The organism is Bradyrhizobium sp. 62 (genome assembly GCF_023073035.1).
Taxonomy (GTDB): Bacteria; Pseudomonadota; Alphaproteobacteria; order Rhizobiales; family Xanthobacteraceae; genus Bradyrhizobium.
Genome location: NZ_JADPIT010000032.1, coordinates 433,774 through 455,817 on the forward strand (window position 1 = coordinate 433,774; position 22,044 = coordinate 455,817).

A 22,044-nucleotide genomic window follows, 5' to 3' on the forward strand; every position below is an offset into this window, starting at 1 on the left:
TTGCCAAGCCGGACGCACTGGGCGCGTCTCAGACTGACACCATCGAGGTCAAGGGCGGCCACGGACATGGCGGTGGCCACGGCTGGGGTCATCGCGGCGGCCGTGGTCATCATTACGGCTGGGGCAGAGGCCGAGGCCATCACTATGGCTGGCGGCACCATCACCACTGGTAAGCGTCACTATTGTCCCGAGATCGGAGTGGTGATCACGTTTAATGCGGACCGCGAAGCACATCCGGGAGCTTGAGGACCAACTAAGCTCGTAGGATGGGCTAGAGCGTGAGCGAAACCCATCAAACTGTCCGCCAATGACGAAACATGATGGGTTTCGCAAGGGCTCAGCCCATCCTGCACGCTGCGTGCATCAATGGGCATGCTCCCTCAGGGACGAACGCGAATGATTGTATTCCCCTTGCGTCGCCTGGTCGGGTTTAAGGCGGTGACCGCATCGTCGAAGATCGAGATGTTGCCGATGTTTGTCCGCAATCGTCCGTCCCGCACCCGCTGGACGATCTCACTCAGTTGGGCACGATCGGCCTCGACGACAAAGTCGACCGCCAGGCCGTCGGAGGGTCGCGCCTCTGCGGGCCCGACGATGGTGACCAGTGTTCCTCCGACTCCAATCAATCCTGCGGACCGCTTCTGGATGTCACCGCCGATGACATCGAACACCAGGTCGACTTTGCCGATGTCTTCCAGGGCATCGTTGTCGAGGTCGACGAACTCCTTCGCGCCGAAGTCGAGCACTGTCTGACGGTCGGCGGCGCGTCCAGAGCCGATGACGTAGGCGCCGGCCTCTCGTGCGAGTTGCGTCACCATCGACCCGACTGCGCCGGCCGCGCCGTGTGCGAGGACGCTCTGCCCCGCCTGGAGACGGCCATGCTGGAACAGCCCTTGCCACGCGGTTAGGCCCGAGACCGGCAGGCTTGCGCCCACCGTGAAGTCGACGTCGCCCGGGAGCGGCGCGAGATTGCGTGCCTCGATCGCCACATACTCGGCCAGTGTGCCGTCGCGATACCAGTCCGCGAGGCCAAACACCCGCTGTCCTACCGACAACCCCGTAGTGCCATATCCGAGAGCGGTAACCACTCCAGCCAACTCATGCCCAGGGATCGACGGCGTTCGGTCACGCTCGAGGCGATCTGTCCAGGTCGAGGGCCACGTCAACTCGGTCGGAACAAATCCCGACGCATGAACCCGAACAATGACGTCGTTTATCGATGCCTGCGGCTCGGGCCGGTCCACCAGCTTCATCCCGGCCGTTCCCGCGGCCCGTTCCGTTACAACGATCGCCTTCATGGAATTACCTCCTCGGTCATTGTCTCTTGATGCAACTGTTGCTGGCAGCGTAAGCACAAAGGCTATCTACAAACTGCCGGGCGGTGTGAAAGTGTCCGCGATCTGCGCTGTCTGCATTGACCGACTCGTATTGAGACTGCCGATCGGGTTCGCTTCGGTCGCGGTACTAGCAGCTAGATGCGTCGCGCCTGGTCATGAAACCAGTACCAAGATTGCAAATTTTGGCTGTACCAAGCGCATCAGACGGCGCTTAGCTTGAGCGCGTAGGATGAGTAGAGCGCCACGAAGCCCATCAAACCGTCCGCCGATGACGAAGCATGATGGGTTTCGCAAGGGCTACGGATCAGGACGACGAGGCGATCCCGTTTTCCAGCAACACTCTGGCCGCCTCGCGGTTAGCCTGGACGATGGCGGGATCACGCGTTGACTGTGCGATCACGAGCGAGCCTTCGAACAGCGACAGGATCTGGATCACGGTCCTTTCGGGTTTGCTCAATGCCAAGGGCTCAATGAGTGACGCAACGAAGCCGTGCAACTTTGTAAAATACGCTGCGATGGTCGCCTCTACGCCCGGGGAGTTTGCCTCCGGGCCGAATTCGGCCATTCCTTTCGCGAACGGACAGCCGCGGAATGAGGGCGCAAGGAGCGGTTGTTCGAGTGCGTCGAAAACAGCGAGAACGCGCTCCACTGGCGTGAGACCGGCTCGCTCGGTGGAGGTCGAAAGCATCTGAAACCAGACGGCGCTCTTGTAGCGCAGGTAGGTGGCGATGAGGTCGGCCTTCGAGGGAAAGTGCTTGTAGAACGTCATCTTGGCCACGCCGCTTTCGGCGATGAGCCGGTCGATTCCGACAGAGTTGATGCTGAACCGGTAAAACAGATCTGACGCCGTCTTCAAAATGCGCTCGCGCGGGGCGAGTGCATCGAGTGGTTGAATATCCACGTCCACGAAATCAAGCAGCGTGCCCATCGATCATCCTTAACCGAGCCGTTTGCGTCACTGGACAGACTATTCTGTCAATTAAGGGATTGCAAAGACATACAGGTCTGTCTATAAGTTCCGTCGTTCCTTGGATTTGAGAGAAAGATCGTGAGATGAGCGGAAAAGTTGTGGTTGTGACGGGTGCGAGCAGTGGTTTTGGGAAACTCACCGCCTCGGAACTCGCAAGGCGGGGTCACACGGTGGTTGCTGCCATGCGCGACGTCGCAGGAAGAAATAGCCGTGTTCGCGACGAGCTTGTCGAAAAGGCCGAAGGGCGTGCGCTCCAGGTCCTGGAGATGGACGTTGCCGACGAGCAATCCGTCAACGCCGCGATAGCGGATGTCATCCGGCAGCACGGCAGGGTCGATGCCCTGGTCAACAACGCGGGAATGATGCCCGTGGGCGTCACGGAAGCCTATACGGTCAAGGATATCGAAGCGCAGTTCGCCGTGAACTTCTTCGGCGCCGTTCGCACCGATCGCGCCGTTCTGCCGCACATGCGGGCCGCCGGCGGCGGCGTCCTCATCCATGTCACGTCGCTCATGGGTCGGGTGGTCTTCCCGTTCTTCGGTGTCTATTCCGCCAGCAAGTTCGCGCTCGAAGCCCTCGCGGAAGCCTACCGCTACGAGCTTTCGAGCTTCGGCGTCGATTCGGTCATCGTCGAGCCAGGCCCGTTCCCGAGCAACCTTCTTCCATCCAGCCCCGAACCCTCCGACCAAGCCGTGCTGAAAACCTATGGCGATGTCGCGGCGATCCCGGGTCAGATCAAGGAGCACTCTAACGATGGAAACGATCCGCAGAATCCGCCACAGCCCCAGCGCGTCGCGAATGCGATCGCGCATCTGGTCGAGGCCACGGAACGGCGGCCTCTGCGGACGGTCGTGATGCCCGAAGGCATGGATTTCGGTGTCCAGCGGCTGAACGAGGCCGTCGCCCCGATTCAGAACGACCTCCTTCGCGCGCTCGGCATGGCGAGCATGATTTGACGGGAAGACGACGAGGAACAAACTTTACAGCAACAGGGTCACCGCGATGGGCGGGCGAAGCGGCAGCATCCGTAGCGAGGACGGGATTATCGAGCTTCCGCTGGCGCTTCCCAAGACGATGGGCGGCAAGGGCGCCGCAACCAATCCGGAGCAACTCTTTGCAGCCGGCCTATTCCGCCAGTTCGCGCATGATCTTGATGAGATCCGACTTGCCCTCGAAGCCGATGCCCGGAATGTCCGGCATGACGATGTGACCGTCCTGAACCCCGACCGAATCCGGGAATCCACCGTAGGGCTGGAAGAGGTCCGGGTAGCTCTCGTTGCCGCCGAGCCCTAGACCGGCGGCGATGTTCAACGACATCTGGTGACCACCGTGCGGGATGCAGCGCGACGGCGACCAACCGTGTTGGGCTAGGACGTCCAGGGTCCGGAGATATTCGACGAGACCGTATGACAGGGCACAGTCGAACTGCAGCCAGTCGCGGTCCGGGCGCATGCCGCCGTAGCGGAGCAGGTTGCGAGCGTCTTGATGCGAAAACAGATTCTCGCCCGTGGCCATCGGAGCGGGATAGAATTCGGCGACGGCGGCCTGGAGGGCGTAGTCGAGCGGATCGCCAATCTCCTCATACCAGAACAGCGGGTACTGGCGCAGCATTTTGGCATAGGCGATGCCGGTCTCGAGATCGAAGCGGCCGTTGGCATCGACGGCGAGCTTGGCCTGCGACCCGATTTCCTTGAGCACGGCCTCGATGCGGCCGCGGTCCTCGTCGATCGACGCGCCACCGATCTTCATCTTCACGACGTTGTAGCCGCGGTCTAGATAGCCGCGCATTTCTGCCTGCAATGCGGAGTTGTCCTTGCCGGGATAGTAGTAGCCGCCGGCAGCGTAGACGAAGACCCGCGGGTTGGCCTCCTTGCCCTTCATTTCGGCCAGCAGGCGGAAAAGTGGCTTGCCGGCGATTTTTGCGGTCGCATCCCAGATTGCCATATCGAGCGTTCCGACGGCCACGGAACGCTCGCCGTGACCGCCGGGCTTCTCGTTCGACATCATCTTCGCCCAGATGCGATGCGGATCGAGATTGGTACCGTCGTCGTTCAGCAGGCTGACGGGTTCGGCTTCCAGAATGCGGTCGCGAAAGCGCTCCCGGATCAGTCCGCCCTGACCGTAGCGGCCGTTCGAATTGAAGCCGTAGCCGATCACTCGCCGCCCGTCGCGGACGACGTCGGTTACGACGGCGACGAGGCTGGACGTCATCTTCGAGAAATCGATGTAGGCATTCCGGATCGGTGACGAGATTGGCTTGGTCGCCTCGACGACATCTACGATACGCATCGGCATTCTCCGTTTTAAGTTGCTGACTCGGGTTAGTGGGTTGTCTCGGGAAGTTCGTATTCGCCTGTGATGGGCTCCTTGCCATGAAGGCGCATGGCCTCCGCTGCCTGCTTCTGGTCAAAGGCGCCGTCCCACTTGGCGATCGCGATCGTCGCGATCCCGTTGCCGATCAGGTTGGTCACGGCGCGGGCTTCGTTCATGAAGCGATCGACGCCGAGCAGTAGAACGAGCCCGGCTACGGGAACGGTGTGGATCGAAGAGAGGGTCGCGGCGAGCGTCACGAATCCGGCGCCAGCGACGCCAGCGGATCCCTTCGACGTCAGGAGAAGCACGCCCAGCAGGACAATCTGGTCGCCGAAGGAAAGATCGGTGTTCGTCGCCTGGGCTACGAAGATGGCGGCCATGGAAAGGTAGATCGACGTTCCGTCGGCATTGAACGTGTAGCCGGTGGGCAGCACCATGCCGACGACGGTCTTGTCGCAACCGAGCCGTTCGAGTTTGACCAGCATCTGCGGCATCACCGCTTCGGTCGAGCAGGTGCCCAGGACGATGAGGATCTCGTCCTTGAAGTAACGGAAGAACTGCGGCAGCGAAAAACCGGCCCACGTCGCGATGCCGCCGAGCACCACGACGACGAAGAGAATGGTGGTGACGTAGACACCGAGCATCAGATAGCCGAGCGACCAGAGCGTCGCGATCCCGTACTTCCCGATCGTGAACGCGACCCCCGCCCCGGCTCCTAGCGGGGCGAGGCGCATCACCATGGCCACGATCCGGAACAGGGCGTGCAGCAGGATGTCGATCACGTTCACCAGCGGCTTGCCGTAATCGCCGAGTTGAACCATGGCGATGCCGATCAGCACCGAAATCAGGATGACCTGCAGCATCATTCCCTTGGCGAAGGCCTCCACGATCGTGGTCGGGATGATGTCGAGTAGGAACTGCACGAAACCGTGGTTGCCGTCAGCGGCCTTTACGTAGGCCGAGATCGATCCCGCATCGATGTGGCTGGCGTCGATGTTCATGCCAACGCCTGGCTTGATCACGTTGACGACGACCAGGCCGATCACCAAGGCCAGTGTCGAGACGACCTCGAAGTAGATCAGCGACTTGACACCGATCCGGCCGACTTCCTTGATGTCGCTCATCTTGGCTATGCCGACGACGACCGTACCGAAGATGATCGGCGATAGCAGCATCTTGATCAGTTTGATGAAGCCGTCGGCGAGCGGCTGAAGGCTCGTCCCGACCTGAGGCCAGAGATAGCCCACCAAACCGCCGAGCAGGATGGCAAGGAGGACCTGCACATACAGTTCGCTCAAAAGTCCGAATGATGACGCTTTTCTCAATGTTTTCTCCCTGATGGCCGCGCTGTGCCGGGCCGTGGATCGGCCTCTATAGCTGTTTGGAAAGGGCCGCTCCGATGTCCGGAACGACTTCCGTCCTGCTGCGGTGTTGTATAGCCTGCAGTGATCCGTAGGCTTCAGGCGGGGAGAAGGCTAATGCTGTTGCCGAGAATAGTTATGCCGATTTGGCATTACCGATGGAGCTGATCTGGTTTGAGGACTATCTGGCTCTCTCCGAGACCTTGAGCTTCTCCAAGGCGGCCGAAGCCCGTCACGTCACCCAGCCGGCCTTCAGCCGGCGTATCCGGGCATTGGAGGACTGGGTGGGAGCGCCGCTATTCGTTCGCACGACGCACAGCGTGACGCTCACGCCCGCCGGCGAGCATTTCCACGGCCAGGCAGAGATCCTGACCAGAGCGCTTCACCAACTGCGCCGCGAGACCCTCGAAGTGGCCGGCCGGGGCGTGGGACCGCTGTCGATCGCGGCGACGCATGTATTGTCGTTCACGTTCTTTCCGAAGTGGGTCCGGAGCAGCGAGAAGATCCTCGCCTTAGGCAATCTTAATCTGGTTTCCGACAGCATGCTGGCGTGCGAGCGGATGATGCTCCGGGGCGACGTGTCGTTCTTGTTGTGCCACTACCACCGCAGCATGGGCAGCCGGCTCGATACCAGGCAATTCAAGAGCATTGTCGTAGGGACCGACACGCTACTTCCGCTCAGCGCAGCGGGCACCGGCCGGAAGCCGCGGTGGTCGCTGCAGAGCGACGAGACCATCCCCTACTTGGCCTACAGCCCGCAGTCAGGGCTGGGCCGTATCGTTGCAAGTCAGTTAGCGAAAAGAGACCTGAAGAAGATCTTCACGTCGCATCTCGCCGCGACGCTGCTATCGATGGTCAGGTCCGGAGACGGTGTCGCCTGGCTTCCGCGAACGTTGGCCGAAGACGACATCAAGGCGGGTTCGCTGGTCGCGGCCGGCGATGCCAAGTCCGTAATCCCGATCGAGATACGGCTCTTTCGCCCGGCTGCACGACAGAGTCACGAAGTTGAAGCTCTCTGGTTGGCATTCGAACCTGCAGAGGTCGGCTGAGGAAACATTCGGCTCCCATGGTGACTACTACGCCCACGGTCTTCCGACGCCAAAACACGCTACATGCAGATCAAGGAGTGGCACCGACAAATATTCTGATTGACCGAATTACGGCTTCGGGTAAACCGCAAGACATCCCGGCCCGCTACAAGACATCCCGGCCCGCTAAAAGGGCGTTTCGCGATCGTCACGATACGTGAGCCGGGATGCGATGGACGCGGCAGCGCCGGCGCGTGACGAGGTGGCAGGGCGGGCTACGCCTGTGAGCCATCGCGATCTGCGCGAACGACCCGGCGCGGTCACAGCGGTTCTTTTCGGCTTCGGGGGCGAGCACGCGCGAGCTTCCGGATGTCCGGGGAGGGACGTCCGCGGACGACAAAAGCGTGTGGTCCTGACGCCCCGGGGTCTGTGCGTCAAGGCTTGCGGTGATGTGCGGCCCGACCGGGTGCGCGCATCGATCATCCGCAAGGCGACGGGGGCAATAGTGCATCGCTCCCCGGGGAGAGCACGCCATAAGCCGTAAAACCATTGCGCAGGGAAGGCCGGATGTTCCGGCATCACCTGTGGTCAGCCCCGCGTGCGTTTTTCGCGTGCGGACCCTGGGTGCCAGCCGGCGCCCGGTCTTCCCTGCGCCCTTTTTTCTCGACGAGGGCGAAACGGACAGCAAACTCGGGCGCCCCCCGCCGCGAGACCGCGAATGTATGTCTGCGCCCGTCACCAAGGCGCATTCCCACCCATGATCGGTGATGTTGCCGCGCCGCCCCCAACTTCATCTTGCGCTGCGGCAAAAAACTTGCACACTCGGCTGAGCCGGGCAGTCAAGCGAGCTCGACAAGGGGAGCGAGCCATGTCCCTCCAGACCATATCGTCCGACACCGTCGACCAACGCCCCAACCGCCCCGAGGAAGTCCTGGCGCTGGAGGCGGATGCGCGGCTGCGGGACGATATCCGCCTGCTCGGACGCATCCTCGGCGACACCGTGCGCGACCAGGAGGGGCCTGAATTGTTCGATCTGGTCGAGCGCATCCGGCAGACCTCGATCCGATTCCACCGCGACGAGGACCGGCTCGCCCGCCGCGAGCTCGAGCAGATCCTCGACAGCATGTCGACCTCCGAGACGGTACGGATCGTCCGCGCCTTCAGCTATTTCTCCCACCTCGCCAACATCGCCGAGGACCAGAACAACATCCGCCAGATGCGCGCCAACAAGGGTGGCGGCTCAGGCGTGCTGGCCGAGACGCTCGCCCATGCCAGGGCTGCGGGCATCGGTGCCGATGCCCTGCGCAACTTCTTCAAGAGCGCGCTGGTCAGCCCGGTGCTGACCGCGCATCCGACCGAGGTCCGCCGCAAGAGCACGATGGACCGCGAGATGGAGGTCGCCGCCCTGCTCGATCGCCGCGAGCGCGTCGCGCTGACGGCGGAGGAGGCCGCCGCCAGTGACGAGCAGCTCCGCCGCGAGGTGCTGACGCTGTGGCAGACCAATCTGCTGCGCCGGACCAAGCTCACCGTGATTGACGAGGTCGCCAACGGCCTGTCGTTCTACGATTACACGTTTCTGCGCGAGGTGCCGCGGCTGGTCAACACGCTGGAGGACCGGCTGGAGGAGGGCGGCGAGCAGGCGGCCGGCGAGCTCGCCTCGTTCCTGCGCATGGGCAGCTGGATCGGCGGCGACCGCGACGGCAATCCCTTCGTCACCGCCGACGTCATGCGCGGCACGCTGCGGCTGCAGTCGAGCCGGGTGATGCAATTCTATCTCAATGAGCTGCACGTGCTCGGCTCCGAGCTGTCGATCGCGGCGCATCTCGCCGACGTCTCCGAGGAGCTGCGCACGCTGGCGGAGCGCTCGCCCGATACCTCGCCGCACCGGAGCGGCGAGCCGTATCGTCTTGCGGTCTCCGGCATCTATGCGCGCCTGACCGCAACGGCCGAAATGCTTCAGGTCGAGATCACGCGCCGGCCGGTCGGCAAGGGCGCGCCATATGACAGCGTCGGGGAGTTCAAGGCCGATCTCGACGTGCTGCACCGCTCGCTGATCTCCAACAACGCCGGCGTCATCGCCCGCGGCCGGCTGCGGCTGCTGCGCCGTGCGGTGGACTGCTTTGGATTCCATCTGGCGCGGCTGGACATCCGGCAGAACTCCGCAGTGCACGAGCGCACTATCGCCGAGCTGATGGACGCCGCCAACCCCGGCATGTCCTATCTCGCGCTCGGCGAGGACGCGCGCATCTCGCTGCTCACCAACGAGCTGCGCTCGACGCGCTCGCTGGTGTCGCCGTTCGTCAAGTACAGCGACGAGACCATGGGCGAGCTCAACGTCTTCCATGCCGCAGCAGAAGCGCATGCGAAGTTCGGCTCGGACGCCATCCCCCAATGCATCATCTCGATGTGCAAGAGCATGTCCGACATGCTCGAGGTCGCGGTGCTGCTCAAGGAGGTGGGGCTGGTGCATCCCTCGGGGCGCAGTGCCATCAATATCGTGCCGCTGTTCGAAACCATCGAGGATCTGCAGGCGTCTTCCACCATCATGGACCGCATGCTCTCGCTGCATGATTACCGCCGGCTGGTCGACAGCCGCGGCAGCGTGCAGGAGGTCATGCTGGGCTATTCCGACTCGAACAAGGACGGCGGCTTCGTCACCTCGGGCTGGGAGCTCTACAAGGCCGAGATCTGCCTCGTCGACGTGTTCGAGCGCCACGGCGTGCGCCTGCGTCTGTTCCATGGCCGCGGCGGTTCGGTCGGCCGCGGCGGCGGCCCGAGCTATGATGCCATCATCGCCCAGCCCGGCGGCGCGGTGAACGGCCAGATCCGCATCACCGAGCAGGGCGAGATCATCTCGTCGAAATACTCCAACGCCGAAGTTGGCCGCAACAATCTGGAGATCCTTGCCGCCGCGACTCTGGAGGCGAGCCTGTTGCATCCGCGCCAGAGCGCGCCGCGGCGCGAATATCTGACCGCGATGGACGAGCTTTCAAGTCTCGCCTTCAAGGCCTACCGCGGCCTCGTGTACGAGACCGACGGCTTCGTCGATTATTTCTGGGCGTCCACCGTCATCAACGAGATCGCGACGCTCAACATCGGCAGCCGCCCGGCCTCGCGCAAGAAGACCCGTGCGATCGAGGACCTTCGCGCCATCCCCTGGGTGTTCTCCTGGGCGCAATGCCGCCTGATGCTGCCCGGTTGGTACGGCTTTGGCAGCGCCGTCGAGCAATGGATCGCGGAGCATCCCGACAAGGGCATGCCGTTCCTCAAAGAGCTCTACAAGGAATGGCCGTTCTTCCGCATGCTGCTGTCGAACATGGACATGGTGCTGGCGAAAAGCTCAATCGCGATCGCCTCGCGCTATGCCGAACTCGTGCCCGACGAAGCTCTGCGTGAAAAAATCTTCGGCCGCATCCGCCGCGAATGGCACTCCTGCATCGAGACGCTCTTGGACATCATGGGCCAGGACCGCCTGCTGCAAGGCAACCCGCTGCTGGAACGCTCGGTGCGCCACCGCTTCCCCTATCTCGACCCGCTCAACCACGTGCAGGTCGAGCTGCTGAGAGAGCATCGCGCGCAGAACCCGGACGAGCAGGTGCTGCGCGGGATTCAGCTCACGATCAACGGGATCTCGGCGGGGCTGAGGAATACGGGTTGAGAAGCGAGTAGCGAACCGTACGGTTCGCTACTCGCCACTCTATTAATCGCTCACGGCTTCATCGCGCCCTGCACACTGGTGTAGACGGCATAGAGCGATGTCGAGCCACAAATATAGAGCCTGTTTCGCTGCTGACCGCCGAAGCACAAATTAGCGACGGTTTCCGGAATATGAATCTTGCCCAGCAACTCGCCGGAGGCCGTGTAGCAGCGTACGCCGTCTTCGTTTGCGTCCCCCCAGCCCACCGAGCACCAGACGCGTCCTTCGGTGTCACAGCGGACGCCATCGGTGATGCTCGGTTTTGGCATCTCTGCGAACACCTTGCTGTTCGAGACCTTTGCCCCGGCGACGTCGAGGTCAAACACGCGGATATGCGACGGGTTGTCGGGCCCATCCGTGAAGCCGGTGTCGCAGATGTAGAGCTTCTTCTCGTCCGGCGAGATGGCAAGCCCGTTCGGCTCGACAAAGTCGTCGACGACGACCTTGACCTCTCCAGACTTCGGATCGACCCGGTAGACGTTCTTCTTCTCCTGCTCGGGCTCGGCCTTGATTCCTTCGTAGAAACCGCCGATGCCGTAGGCGGGATCGGTGAACCAGATTGCGCCATCGGCCGTCACGACCGCATCGTTGGGCGAGTTCAGTCGCTTGCCATTGAACTTGTCGGCGATGATGGTGATCGAGCCGTCGAGTTCGGTGCGCGTCACGCGCCGACCGCTGTGCTCGCACGTGATCAGGCGTCCTTCGCGATCAATCGTGTTGCCGTTCGAGTTCATCGAGGGCTGGCGATAGACACTGACGTGGCCGTCGTCCTCCGAGAAGCGCATGATGCGATTATTCGGAATGTCGCTGAACAGCAGGTATCGCCCGGCCGCGAAATATACTGGCCCCTCGGCCCAGCGGAAGCCCGTTGCGACGCGCTCGACGGCCATGGTGCCGGCAAAGGCGGGAAAGCCGGGGGGCCCAAACGATGGCGGCCCCTTCTTGGCCGATTCCAAATGGGCGTCCGGGTAGCGGCTGCCTGGCAGCGGCCCCAACGGCAGCGGCGCGGTCGATCTTGTCGGTGCACCCGTCTGGCCCAAGGGCGTTACCGACGCCCCCAGGGCTGCGGTCATGGTGACGCCCGTCGCCGCAACTGCCGCTGCCGCACCCTTCAACAGGGTGCGGCGCGCGAGAACAGGCTCATTGACGTCGGTGGAGATGGTCAGTGGGTTTGTCATAGTCGCCTCCCATTTTTTTGTTTGGGAGAAAACTGTCCGCCTGCAATCGGGCGTAAAGCGGGCGATCCCCGGCTGGACAACCGGAGATCGCAATGCAGCAAAGGTGGAATTCGCTTACACGGGATCCCAAGGGAAGATGTCGGCGGAGCGGTCGAGCTTGTAGAACGAACCTTTCAGCGCCGGCATGCCGTGTTCCGCGATCGATTGCGGCGTCCAGCCTTCGCTCCGGTGCACCGAGCGCAGCGGACGGTTCTGGCTGAACAGGAACAGCTCGTTCATGCGTGCGCCAAAGATCTGCCCGGAGACGTCCTTGGCGGCGTCGGAGAGCAGATAGGCGCAGACCGGCGCGATCTTCTCCGGTCCCATCTGCTTGATCTTCTCGACCCGCGCCTTCTCGGCTTCGGTCTCGGTCGGGATTGTGCCGATCATGCGGGTCCAGGCGAACGGCGAGACGCAGTTGGAACGGACGTTGAAGCGGCCCATGTCGAGCGCAATCGACTTCGACAGGCCGACGATGCCGAGCTTGGCGGCGGCGTAATTGGCTTGTCCAAAGTTGCCGATCAGACCCGAGGTCGAGGTGAAGTGGACGAAGGAGCCGCTCTCCTGCTCGCGGAAGATCCGTGCCGCGGCGTGGCTGACGTAGAACGAGCCCATCAAATGCACCTTGATGACGGCCTCGAACGCTTCAACGCTCATCTTGTGGAAGATCATGTCGCGCAGGATGCCGGCATTGTTGACCACGCCGTCGAGCCGGCCGAAATGATCGGTCGCAGTCTTCACGATCTTGCTGGCGGGGATGGCTTCGGCCACCGACTCGAAATTGGCGACGGCGGTGCCGCCGCGCTTCTTGATCTCCTCGACCACCTCCTCGGCGGGCGCGGCGCTGGTGCCGGCGCCGTCAGCGGCGACGCCGGGATCGTTGACGACGACCTTGGCGCCTTCACCTGCGCAAAGCAGCGCGATCTCCCGCCCGATGCCGCGGCCTGCGCCGGTAACGATGATGACCTTGTCTTGCAGTGATTTGCTCATGTGGATTACCTCTCGTTCGTAAACACGATCGTGCCCGACGCGGCGAACATGCCGCCGACGCCGTGGCACACCGAAATCTTCGCGTTGGCGACCTGCGCCGGCGCAATGCCGCGCATCTGGCGGACGCTCTCCTGGAGCGCGTACATGCCGTACATGCCGGAATGCATGTAGCTCAAGCCGCCGCCATTGGTGTTGAGCGGCAGCTTGGCCCCAGGTCGCGTGTTGCCGTCCGCGATGAACTTGCCGGTCTCCTCGTGCGGCATGAAGCCGAGATCGCCGAGGCCGAACAGCGGCAGATGCGCGAAGGCGTCGTAGATCATGAGATGATCGACGTCCTTGTGCGCGATGCCGGCCTCCCTGAACGCCAGCGGTCCCGCGGTCTTGAACGCGCGCGAGGAGTTGAACGTTTCCATCTGGCTGACCATCGGCGTCTCCACGCTCTCGCCGGTGCCCATGATGTAGACCGGCTTGCGCGGAAAATCCTTGGCGCGGTCGGCCGAGGTCAGGATCAGCGCGCCGCCGCCGTCGGTGACGAGGCAGCATTGCAGCAGGCGGAACGGGTAGGCGATCATGCGCGAGTTGAGGACGTCGGCGACCGTGATCGGGTCCTTCATCATCGCGCGCGGATTCTTCGCCGCCCATTCCCGCTGCACCACCGCGACCGCGGCGAGCTGCTCGTGCGTGATGCCATAGGTCTTCATGAAGCGCAGCACGGGGATCGGGAACATGCTGGGCGGGCCGTAGACGCCGAACGGCGCTTCGAACTGGCCTTGCAGGCTGTCGGCGGGAATCGAGCGCGGCGCCTTGCCGATCATCGACTTGCCGCTCTCGGCATGGGTGATCAGCACGGTCTTGCACAGGCCGGCCTCGATCGCTGCGGCGGCATGGCGGACGTGCAGCATGAAGGAGCAGCCGCCGACCGAGGTGCCGTCCACCCAGGTCGGTTTGATGCCGAGATAGTGGCAGACCTGCTGCGGTGTCTCGACGGCGGTGGCGAAGCCGTCGATGTCCGACAACTTCAGGCCGGCATCGGCAATGGCATTGAGTGCCGCGTCCGCATGAAGCTGGAGCTGCGAGGCGTTGGGAATGACACCGAGCTCGGTGGTCTCGGCCGCGCCGACGACGGCAACCTGATTGCTGCGCATGGGCTTACCCCTTCGCCGGACGGAATACGGGAAGGGTGATCTTGTCGTCGAGAGCCTCGAAGGCGACCTCGAGCTTCATGTCGAGCTCGAGCGCCTCCGGCGTCTGCGGGCAGTCGATGATGTTGCTCATCATCCGCGGTCCCTCGGCAAGTTCAACCACGGCGATCGCGTAAGGCGGCGTGAAGCCGGGCGCGGCGGGACGATGGTTGATCACGTAGCTGTAGAGGAAGCCCTTGCCACTCGCCTTGAAGATGCTGACCTTGCGCGAGGCGCAGCACGGGCAGAACGGGCGCGGCGGAAAATAGACATGCGCGCAGGCGTCGCAGCGCTGCAGGCGCAACTCACCCGCCTTGGTACCGTCCCAGAAATGCTGGGTCTCGGGCGTCGGTTTCGGTCGCGCGCGCTGCGGTTCGGCCATCTCGGCAGGTCCTCCCAAGGCCAAGCTGAGCCCGGCTGTTGCGATCTTGATGCGACAATCGACCATGGCGCGTCAACGGTCCAGCAATGCGCATGCATGCCATCATGCGCACAATGCTTGTGTCGAAGTGAGGCAGCGCTATACATTGCGCGCAAATATTCCGTGAGACAGACATGCCCGATTTTCCGACAGTGACGAAGCTCGCCGAAGACCTCGAAAGCGGCCGCACCACCTCCCGCAAGCTGGTCGAGGCTTGCATCGCCAAAATCGCCGATCCGGCCGGCGAGGGGCAGCGTGCCTTCATCCATGTCGACAAGGATGCCGCGCTTATGGCGGCCGATGCGATGGACGTTTTGCGCAAGGTGAAGGCGTCGCCGTCGCGCTACGCCGGTATCCCGGTCTCGATCAAGGATCTCTTCGACATCAAGGGCCAGGTGACGCGCGCCGGCTCCCGCGCGCTCGACGATTCCTCCCCGGCCGAACAGGATGCCCCCACGGTGGCGCGGCTGCGCAAGGCCGGCTTCGTCGTGATCGGGCGCACCAACATGACCGAGTTCGCCTATTCCGGCATCGGCATCAATCCGCATTACGGCACGCCAAAGGGCGTCTGGAACCGGGCCGAGGGCCACGTGCCCGGCGGGTCGTCCTCGGGCGCCGCGGTTTCCGTGCTCGACGGCATGGCGCATGGCGCGCTCGGCACCGACACCGGCGGCTCCTGCCGGATTCCGGCGGCCTATAACGGCATCGTCGGCTACAAGCCGACGCAGCGGCGCGTGCCGCTCGACGGGGCTGTGCCGCTGTCGTTCTCGCTCGACAGCATCGGGCCGCTGGCACGATCGGTCAGTTGCTGTGCCATTCTCGATGCCGTGCTTGCGAACGAGCCGATCTCCCCGCTGAAGCCCCGGCCCGTCAAGGGCATGCGGCTGGCGGTCCCGACCACGATCGCGCTCGACGACCTCGACGCGGCTGTGGCCGCGACATTCGAGCGTGCACTCAAGAGCCTTGCCGATCATGGTGCGATCATCGAGCGCATCGAGATGGCCGAATTCCACGACATCGGGCCGATGAACGCCAAGGGCGGCTTTGCGGCTTCCGAAAGCTATGCCTGGCATCGCTACCTCCTCACGTCCAAGGGCGACGTCTACGATCCCCGAGTCTCCGTGCGCATCATGCGTGGCGAGGCGCAGAGCGCGGCGGACTACATCGATCTTCTCCATGAGCGCCGCTCGCTGATCGCCCGCGTCAATGCGCGCATCGCGCCCTATGACGCGCTGGTGCTGCCGACCACCGCCAACACGCCGCCGAAAATTTCGGACCTTGCCGACGACAAGGCGTTCACAAGGGAAAACCTGCGGGCGCTCCGCAACTGCACCCTGATCAACATGATCGACGGCTGCGCCATCTCGCTGCCTGCGCATCGCGAGGGCGAGATTCCGGTCGGCCTGATGCTGGCGGGCGCGGGCGGATCGGACCGCCGTATCTTCGAGCTTGCTGCCGGCATGGAGGCCGTAATTCGTGTTTGACCTGACTTTCACCGTTGACGCCCAGGACACCACCACGCCGCTGACGCTGGCGATCGACCAGATGGTCATCGCCGGCTGGACCGGCCGCGATCCGGTCGCGCGCGACAAGCACATTGCCGAGCTGCAGGAGATGGGTATCGCCCCGCCGGCCTCGACGCCGATCTACTATCGCGCCTCGGCACGACGGCTGACGATGGAAGACAGCATCGAATGCACCGGCGGCGATTCCTCTGGCGAGGTCGAGTTCGTGCTGATCGGCTGGCAGGGTCGCCTTTTCGTCGGGTGCGGTTCCGACCACACCGACCGCAAGGTCGAGGCCTATAACGTCACGGTGTCCAAGCAGATGTGCGACAAGCCGATCGCATCCAGGCTGTGGGAGCTCGAGGACGTCATCGGCCACTGGGACAGGATGATCCTGCGCTCCTGGGCCACGATCAAGGGCGAGCGCGTGCTCTATCAGGAGGGCACGCTCGATGCGATGCTGCCGGTCGCCGACCTGATCGCGCGTGGCTTCGAGGGAGGGAAATTTCCCGACGGCTGCGCCATGTTCGGCGGCACGTTTGCGGCGAAGGGCGGTATCCGCCCCGCCGACCGTTTCGATTTCGAGCTGGAAGACCCGGTGCTGAAGCGCACGATCAAGCACGGCTATGACGTGGTGACGCTGCCCGTGAGGGGCTAAGGTCTCTCCGCCGTCATTGCGAGGAGCCCTTGCGACGAAGCAACCCAGGCTGGTTCCGCGGGGGGATTCTGGATTGCTTCGCTCCGCTCGCAATGACGGAGAGAGAGGCGGAAATCGGGTGGTAGAGGACGGGGCGGTCTTGCGAAGGTCAGAGCCATGACAGCAACAGCACGCAAATCGCCTCATAAGTCAGCCACGGACCCCGCCGCCCGCGTCGATGCCCTCGACTGGCCCCAGATCACCGGCGAACTCGACACCCAGGGCTGCGCGCTCCTGAAAGGCCTGCTCACGCCGGACCAGTGCCGCGCCGTCGCCGCGCTCTATCCCCACGACGCCAACTTCCGCAGCCGCATCGTCATGGGCCGCCATGGCTTCGGTCGCGGCGAGTACAAATATTTCTCCTACCCGCTGCCTGACCTGATCGCACAGTTGCGCCCGACGCTCTACGCGCATCTCCAGGGCGTCGCCAACCGCTGGAACGAGGCTATGGGGATCGACATCCGCTACCCGGCCGAACACGCGGCGTTCCTGAAGCGGTGCCACGAGGCAGGCCAAGCGCGACCGACGCCGCTGCTGCTGCAATACGAGGCCGGCGATTTCAACTGTCTGCATCAGGACCTCTATGGCGAGCACGTGTTCCCGTTGCAGGTCGCGATCCTCTTGTCGGAGCCCGGCCGCGATTTCACCGGCGGCGAGTTCGTGCTGACCGAGCAGCGCCCGCGCATGCAGTCCCGCGCCGAAGTGGTTCCGCTCGCGCAGGGCGACGCCGTGGCCTTCGCTGTGCATCACCGCCCGGTGCAGGGGACACGCGGCACCTACCGCGTTAATCTCCGCCATGGCGTCAGCCGGGTCAGGTCCGGTCAGCGCCACACACTAGGTGTGATCTTTCACGATGCGAAATAAACGCTGCCACTGATGGCGGATTTGTTCGATAGCGTTGCCGAAGCCCAGCCGTCGCGCGAGGAGATCGCCGACGGCGCCGTTCTGCTGCGCGGCTTCGTCAAGCCGATCGAGAGCGAGTTGATCGAAGCGGTGCGCGCCATCGTGGCGCAGGCGCCGTTCCGCCGCATGACCACGCCGGGCGGGCATCTGATGTCGGTCGCCATGACCAATTGCGGCGAGCGCGGCTGGATCACCGATCATACCGGCTATCGCTATGATCCCATCGACCCGCGGACCGGGGCGCCGTGGCCGGCGATGCCGCCGGTGCTCCGCGATCTGGCGTTGCGCGCCGCGGAGCAGGGCGGCTTTGCCGGCTTCGCGCCCGACGCGTGCCTCGTCAACCGCTACGAGCCCGGCACGCGGCTGTCATTGCATCAGGACAAGGACGAGCTGGATTATTCAGCGCCGATCGTCTCGGTCTCGCTCGGGCTACCTGCGACGTTCCTGTTCGGCGGCCTGGCACGCAGCGACAAGCCGCGCCGCTTCCGCTTGGTCCATGGCGATGTCGTGGTCTGGGGCGGGCCGTCACGGCTCGCCTATCACGGCGTCGCGCCGCTGGCCGACGGTGAACATGCGTTGCTGGGGCGGAAGCGGATCAATTTGACGTTCCGAACGGTCCGCTGACGCGTTTCCTCGCAGCCGGCGCTCGTCTAAGCTTCCGGCGGGGGAGACGGCGATATGGCGACCACACAGCTCTCGGCCGGCACTGGCGCGGCCAACCGTACCGGCTTGTATCTGGCCGTGCTGCAACTGGCGTTCACGCTTGGCTGGACCACCTACGTCATCTATCTGCCAAAGCTCGCGGCTGAGGTCGGCGTCGCGCCATCAGCCGTCATCCTCATCCTGATGCTGGACCAGGCGATCTTCACCATCGCCGACACCGCGATGGGGATCGCCGCCGACAAGATCGCTCCCCATCTCGGCAGGCTAGGCCTGTTCGTCGGGCTCGTGGCCGCGATCTCCTGCGGCGCGTTCGTCGCGCTGCCCTTCGTCGCAGGACGCGGGGTGGCCGCGCAGGGGTGGTTCATTGCCCTGATCGTTGTCTGGTCGATCACCTCGTCCGCGCTGCGCGCGCCGCCGCTGACCCTGCTCGGCAAATACCGCGCCCGGCCGCAGGTGCCGTTCCTCGCCGCGCTCGCGATGCTCGGCTATGGCGTCGCCGGCGCAGTCTCGCCCTATCTCGGCGTGGTGCTGCGCGAGCACGATGCGCGGCTGCCCTTCGTGATATCGAGCGCAGTGTTGCTGTTGACCGCGCTCGGACTGTCACGGATCGAGCACGAGGTGGCCCGCGACACCGCGCCGCCGACACCGCCCGAAGCGGCAAAGCCGCTTGGCCTCATGCCGATCGCCTTCATCGTCGCGATGGTGGCGCTCGCGCTCGGTTATCAGTTGCACTTCGCTCTGAACAGCGCGCCGTTCTACCTGCGCTTTGCCAAGCCGGATGAGCTGCAATGGCTGATGCCGGTGTTCTGGATCGGTTTCAACATTGCCATGTTTCCGGCAAGCCTCGTCGCCAAGCACCGTGGCGGCGTGATCGTGATGGGCGCGGCCGGACTGCTTGGAGCGGTCGCGATTGCTGCAGCCGAATTCGCCGGCAGCCTCAACACGCTGATCGTCGCGCAGTTTCTCGCCGGAGCAGCGTGGGGCTGCATGCTGATGAGCGCGATCTCGGCTGCGTTGGCCATCGGCTCGACCGGCGCGGAGGGAAAGGTGACCGGCCTCGTCTTCTCGGCGCTGGCACTCGGGACCTTGGCACGAATGGCGGCGGTCGCCGGCGGCTTGCAGAAAGTGCCTGACTACGCGCCGCTGCTGCACTGGGCCCCGGTCGCCTGCTGGGCGGTCGCAGGCGCGGGCCTGCTGGTGATCGCGGCGGCGCGGCTACAGGGCGGCGTTCACCTCAAGGCTTCGGCGGGTGGATGAACGCCCAGGGGCTCACTTCCGAATCCCTGGTCACTTCGATCGAGATCAGATACGGCCCGCCATGGGCGAGCGCCTTCTCCATCGCCGCCTTGAACTGGTCCGGCGCGGTGACGCGCGCTGATGCGACGCCAAAGGACTCCGCCAGCTTGACGAAATCCGGGTTGACCAGATCGGACGCCACCACGCGGCCGTCGAAGCGCTCGCGCTGGTCGCGGCGGACATTGCCGTAGGCGTTGTTGTTGAACACCAGCGTCACCACGCCGATGTTGAACTGCACGGCGGTGGCGAGCTCCTGCACGCCGAACATGAAGCCGCCGTCGCCGGTGATCGCCACCACCGGCTTGTCGGGATTGGCGACCTTGGCGCCGAGCGCGGTCGGGAAGCCCGAGCCGAGCGTGCCCTGATAGCCTGATGTGATGAAGGTGCGCGGCTCGTAGATCGGAAAACCGTACCAGGAGGCGAAGCCGAACTGGGACAATTCATCGGTCACGATTGCGTTCGCCGGCAGCACCTCGCGCAGGATGTTGAGATATGCCATCTGCGGCTGGATGCGCTGGATCTCGGCTTGCGCCGTCGCAGCAGCCTCGCGGATGTCGCCCCGCCGGCCGCTGGTCCTGGCATAGCCGGCCTTCGTCACGGCGGTGACAAGATCGGCCGCGCCGGCCTTGGCGTCGGCGACGATAGCGACATCGGAGGCGAGCCGGCGCATCTCGGCCGGATCGATATCGACACGAATGGATTTCAGCCCCTTCGGCTGATACGGCCAGCGGAAGCCCGATGCCGGCAGTTCGGCGCGCGTGCCGATTGCGATCATCAAATCGGTTGTCGGCCACAGCTTGTAAGCTGCCGCCATGGTCAGCCCAAGCTCATGCGCGTTGGAGACGATGCCGCGGCCGCTGCGGAAGGCGACGACAGGCGCGTCGATCATCTCGGCGAGTTCGAGAATCTCCTCGCGCGCCTCGATCGCGCCGCTGCCGACGAAGATCATCGGCGCCTTGCTGTTCTTGATCAGCGCGGCCGCCTGCTTGATCATATCAGGGTCGGGCTGCGGCGCGGGCAGCGGCTCCAGCACTTGCGCAGCCGCGGTGTCGGCGCGCTGGGTGAAGACGTCCCAGGGCATCTCGACCGAAGCGGGGCCACGCCGTCCGGACGTCATCTCCTGGAAGGCGCGCGCGACGGTGGTCGGCGCGTTGCCGGGATATTCGATCCGATCCGCCCATTTCACATAGGTGCGCAAGGTAGCGAGCTGGTCCGGCATCTCGTGCAGATGGCCGCGGCCCTTGCCCAGAAACTGCGTCGGCACCTGACCGGTGACGCACAGCACCGGCTCGTTGCAGCCGAAGGCGGTGAGCAGCGCGGCGCTGGCGTTGAGCACGCCGGGGCCGGGCACCACGCTGAACACGCCGGGCCTGCCGCTGGAGCGCGCATAGCCGAACGCCATGTAGCCGCAAGCCTGCTCGTGCCGCGCGCCGATCACCTTGAGCTGGGCCTGGTGGAACGCGTCGAACAGGCCGTAGACCTGGGCGCCGGGCAGGCCGAATACAGTATCGACGCCATGGGCGACAAGGCCGCTTACGATGGCTTCGCCGCCGGTGAGGGTAGTCATGGCATTATTCCATTTCGATTATTGTTCAGGCTTCGTCGACGACGCCGTTGCGTAAAGATCCGATGCCCTCGGCCGCGACTTCGATAACATCGCCGGGCTTCAGATAACGCGGCGGGTCGAACCGCGCACCGGCGCCGGTTGGCGTGCCCGTGACGATGATATCGCCGGGAACGAGCGTTGCGAAGGTCGAGATATAGCTGATGAGATAGCGGAACGGAAACATCAGCCGGCTGGTGCGGTCGTCCTGCCGCAGCTCTCCGTTGACGTGCGTGGTGAGGCGGATGTCGGCGACCTGCGATTCCTGTGCGTAGGGCACCAGCCACGGGCCGAGGCTGCCGCTGGAATCGAAGTTCTTGCCCTGCGTGACGTTGAACTTGGCATGGCGCAGCCAGTCGCGCACCGAACCTTCATTGCAGAGCGTCAGCGCGGCGATGTGATCGAGCGCCGAACTTTCCGCAATGTGCCGACCGGCCTTGCCGATCACCAGCACGATCTCTCCCTCATAGTCGAGCTGCGCAGAGGCGCGCGGGCGCACCAGCGGTGTGTCGTGGCCGACGAAGGAGCGCGGCGAGCGCATGAACATGCTCGGATATTTCGGCGCGTCCTGGCCGTCCTTGTACTCGGCATTGCGGTCGGGATAGTTGACGCCGATGCAGATGATCTTTTCCGGCGCGGGCACCGGCGGCAGCCAGATGATGTCACTGAGCGCGTGATCGGGCGTGCGGCCGGCGGCCTCTTCCGCGAAGCTCGCGAGCTTTCCTGCCGCGATCACCTCGCGCAGCGTCGGATAGTCCTTTGCGTGGCGCGCGGAGAGATCGACAATGCCGCCGTCCACGACGGCGCCGTACTTCGTTGCACCCTTGACGGAATAGGTGGCGATGCGAGGGAGGTTCATCGC

At 64.1% G+C, this 22,044-nt stretch carries 18 protein-coding genes and 1 pseudogene; 9 read left to right on the forward strand and 10 right to left on the reverse strand.

Annotated elements, in window-relative coordinates:
- Window positions 1-380: 380 nt before the first annotated feature.
- Both IVB47_RS31440 and IVB47_RS31445 read right to left on the reverse strand, forming a co-directional pair.
- Window positions 381-1,298, reverse strand: coding sequence for an NADP-dependent oxidoreductase (locus IVB47_RS31440; protein WP_247467310.1), 918 nt, complete (start codon window positions 1,296-1,298; stop codon window positions 381-383).
- A 343-nt stretch (window positions 1,299-1,641) separates the two neighbouring features.
- Window positions 1,642-2,265, reverse strand: coding sequence for a TetR/AcrR family transcriptional regulator (locus tag IVB47_RS31445; RefSeq protein WP_247467312.1), 624 nt, complete (start codon window positions 2,263-2,265; stop codon window positions 1,642-1,644).
- Between the two features lie 125 nt (window positions 2,266-2,390).
- Between IVB47_RS31445 and IVB47_RS31450 the strand changes: the two genes are divergently transcribed.
- A complete protein-coding gene (locus IVB47_RS31450) occupies window positions 2,391-3,263 on the forward strand; it encodes an SDR family oxidoreductase (RefSeq protein WP_247467314.1) in 873 nt (290 codons plus the stop codon).
- Between the two features lie 46 nt (window positions 3,264-3,309).
- Window positions 3,310-3,432 (forward strand): annotated as a pseudogene (locus IVB47_RS35605) (Ohr subfamily peroxiredoxin); the annotation flags it as partial.
- Here the strand turns inward: IVB47_RS35605 and IVB47_RS31455 are convergent.
- On the reverse strand, window positions 3,433-4,596 hold the full coding sequence (locus tag IVB47_RS31455; protein WP_276576887.1) for a mandelate racemase/muconate lactonizing enzyme family protein: 1,164 nt from the start codon (window positions 4,594-4,596) through the stop codon (window positions 3,433-3,435).
- A 32-nt stretch (window positions 4,597-4,628) separates the two neighbouring features.
- A complete protein-coding gene (gene dctA, locus IVB47_RS31460; protein ID WP_247425989.1) occupies window positions 4,629-5,945 on the reverse strand; it encodes a C4-dicarboxylate transporter DctA in 1,317 nt (438 codons plus the stop codon).
- A 194-nt stretch (window positions 5,946-6,139) separates the two neighbouring features.
- Here dctA and IVB47_RS31465 point away from each other — a divergent pair, with 194 nt between their 5' ends.
- Together IVB47_RS31465 and ppc are read left to right on the forward strand one after the other, a co-directional pair.
- On the forward strand, window positions 6,140-7,030 hold the full coding sequence (locus tag IVB47_RS31465) for a LysR family transcriptional regulator (RefSeq protein WP_247399381.1): 891 nt from the start codon (window positions 6,140-6,142) through the stop codon (window positions 7,028-7,030).
- Window positions 7,031-7,877: 847 nt separating this feature from the next.
- Window positions 7,878-10,667: a phosphoenolpyruvate carboxylase gene (gene ppc / locus IVB47_RS31470; RefSeq protein ID WP_247467318.1), complete on the forward strand. Its 2,790-nt coding sequence runs from the start codon at window positions 7,878-7,880 to the stop codon at window positions 10,665-10,667.
- Between the two features lie 50 nt (window positions 10,668-10,717).
- Here the strand turns inward: ppc and IVB47_RS31475 are convergent, their stop codons facing one another.
- From IVB47_RS31475 to IVB47_RS31490, 4 genes are all read right to left on the reverse strand, one after another.
- On the reverse strand, window positions 10,718-11,884 hold the full coding sequence (locus IVB47_RS31475; protein WP_247467321.1) for an SMP-30/gluconolactonase/LRE family protein: 1,167 nt from the start codon (window positions 11,882-11,884) through the stop codon (window positions 10,718-10,720).
- Window positions 11,885-11,998: 114 nt separating this feature from the next.
- The gene (locus IVB47_RS31480; RefSeq protein WP_247288650.1) at window positions 11,999-12,913 is read right to left on the reverse strand and encodes an SDR family oxidoreductase; all 915 of its coding nucleotides are present in this window, start codon (window positions 12,911-12,913) and stop codon (window positions 11,999-12,001) included.
- 5 nt (window positions 12,914-12,918) lie between these two features.
- On the reverse strand, window positions 12,919-14,058 hold the full coding sequence (locus IVB47_RS31485) for a thiolase (RefSeq protein WP_247399370.1): 1,140 nt from the start codon (window positions 14,056-14,058) through the stop codon (window positions 12,919-12,921).
- Window positions 14,059-14,062: 4 nt separating this feature from the next.
- Entirely contained in the window at window positions 14,063-14,476 is a 414-nt protein-coding gene (locus IVB47_RS31490) for an OB-fold domain-containing protein (RefSeq protein ID WP_247467323.1), read from the reverse strand.
- Between the two features lie 173 nt (window positions 14,477-14,649).
- Here IVB47_RS31490 and IVB47_RS31495 point away from each other — a divergent pair, with 173 nt between their 5' ends.
- The 5 genes from IVB47_RS31495 (at window position 14,650) to IVB47_RS31515 (ending at window position 19,540) form a co-directional block, all read left to right on the forward strand.
- On the forward strand, window positions 14,650-15,999 hold the full coding sequence (locus IVB47_RS31495) for an amidase (RefSeq protein WP_247467327.1): 1,350 nt from the start codon (window positions 14,650-14,652) through the stop codon (window positions 15,997-15,999).
- Window positions 15,992-16,678 (forward strand): DUF2848 domain-containing protein, encoded by a 687-nt coding sequence (locus IVB47_RS31500; RefSeq protein WP_247467330.1) that lies wholly within the window; start codon window positions 15,992-15,994, stop codon window positions 16,676-16,678. Before IVB47_RS31495 ends, IVB47_RS31500 begins: the two co-directional genes overlap by 8 nt.
- 156 nt (window positions 16,679-16,834) lie before the next feature.
- Window positions 16,835-17,581 carry a 2OG-Fe(II) oxygenase gene (locus IVB47_RS31505; protein ID WP_027568977.1) on the forward strand — a complete coding sequence of 249 codons (747 nt, stop codon included), beginning with the start codon at window positions 16,835-16,837 and terminating at the stop codon, window positions 17,579-17,581.
- Window positions 17,582-17,590: 9 nt separating this feature from the next.
- On the forward strand, window positions 17,591-18,244 hold the full coding sequence (gene alkB, locus IVB47_RS31510) for a DNA oxidative demethylase AlkB (protein WP_247468155.1): 654 nt from the start codon (window positions 17,591-17,593) through the stop codon (window positions 18,242-18,244).
- A 54-nt stretch (window positions 18,245-18,298) separates the two neighbouring features.
- Entirely contained in the window at window positions 18,299-19,540 is a 1,242-nt protein-coding gene (locus IVB47_RS31515; RefSeq protein ID WP_247467333.1) for an MFS transporter, read from the forward strand.
- Here the strand turns inward: IVB47_RS31515 and IVB47_RS31520 are convergent.
- Both IVB47_RS31520 and IVB47_RS31525 read right to left on the reverse strand, forming a co-directional pair.
- Entirely contained in the window at window positions 19,518-21,146 is a 1,629-nt protein-coding gene (locus tag IVB47_RS31520) for a thiamine pyrophosphate-dependent enzyme (RefSeq protein ID WP_247399356.1), read from the reverse strand. The genes IVB47_RS31515 and IVB47_RS31520 overlap by 23 nt on opposite strands.
- A gap of 25 nt (window positions 21,147-21,171) precedes the next feature.
- Complete coding sequence (locus IVB47_RS31525) at window positions 21,172-22,041, reverse strand: fumarylacetoacetate hydrolase family protein (protein WP_247399354.1); 870 nt, start codon at window positions 22,039-22,041, stop codon at window positions 21,172-21,174.
- Between the last annotated feature and the right edge of the window lie 3 nt (window positions 22,042-22,044).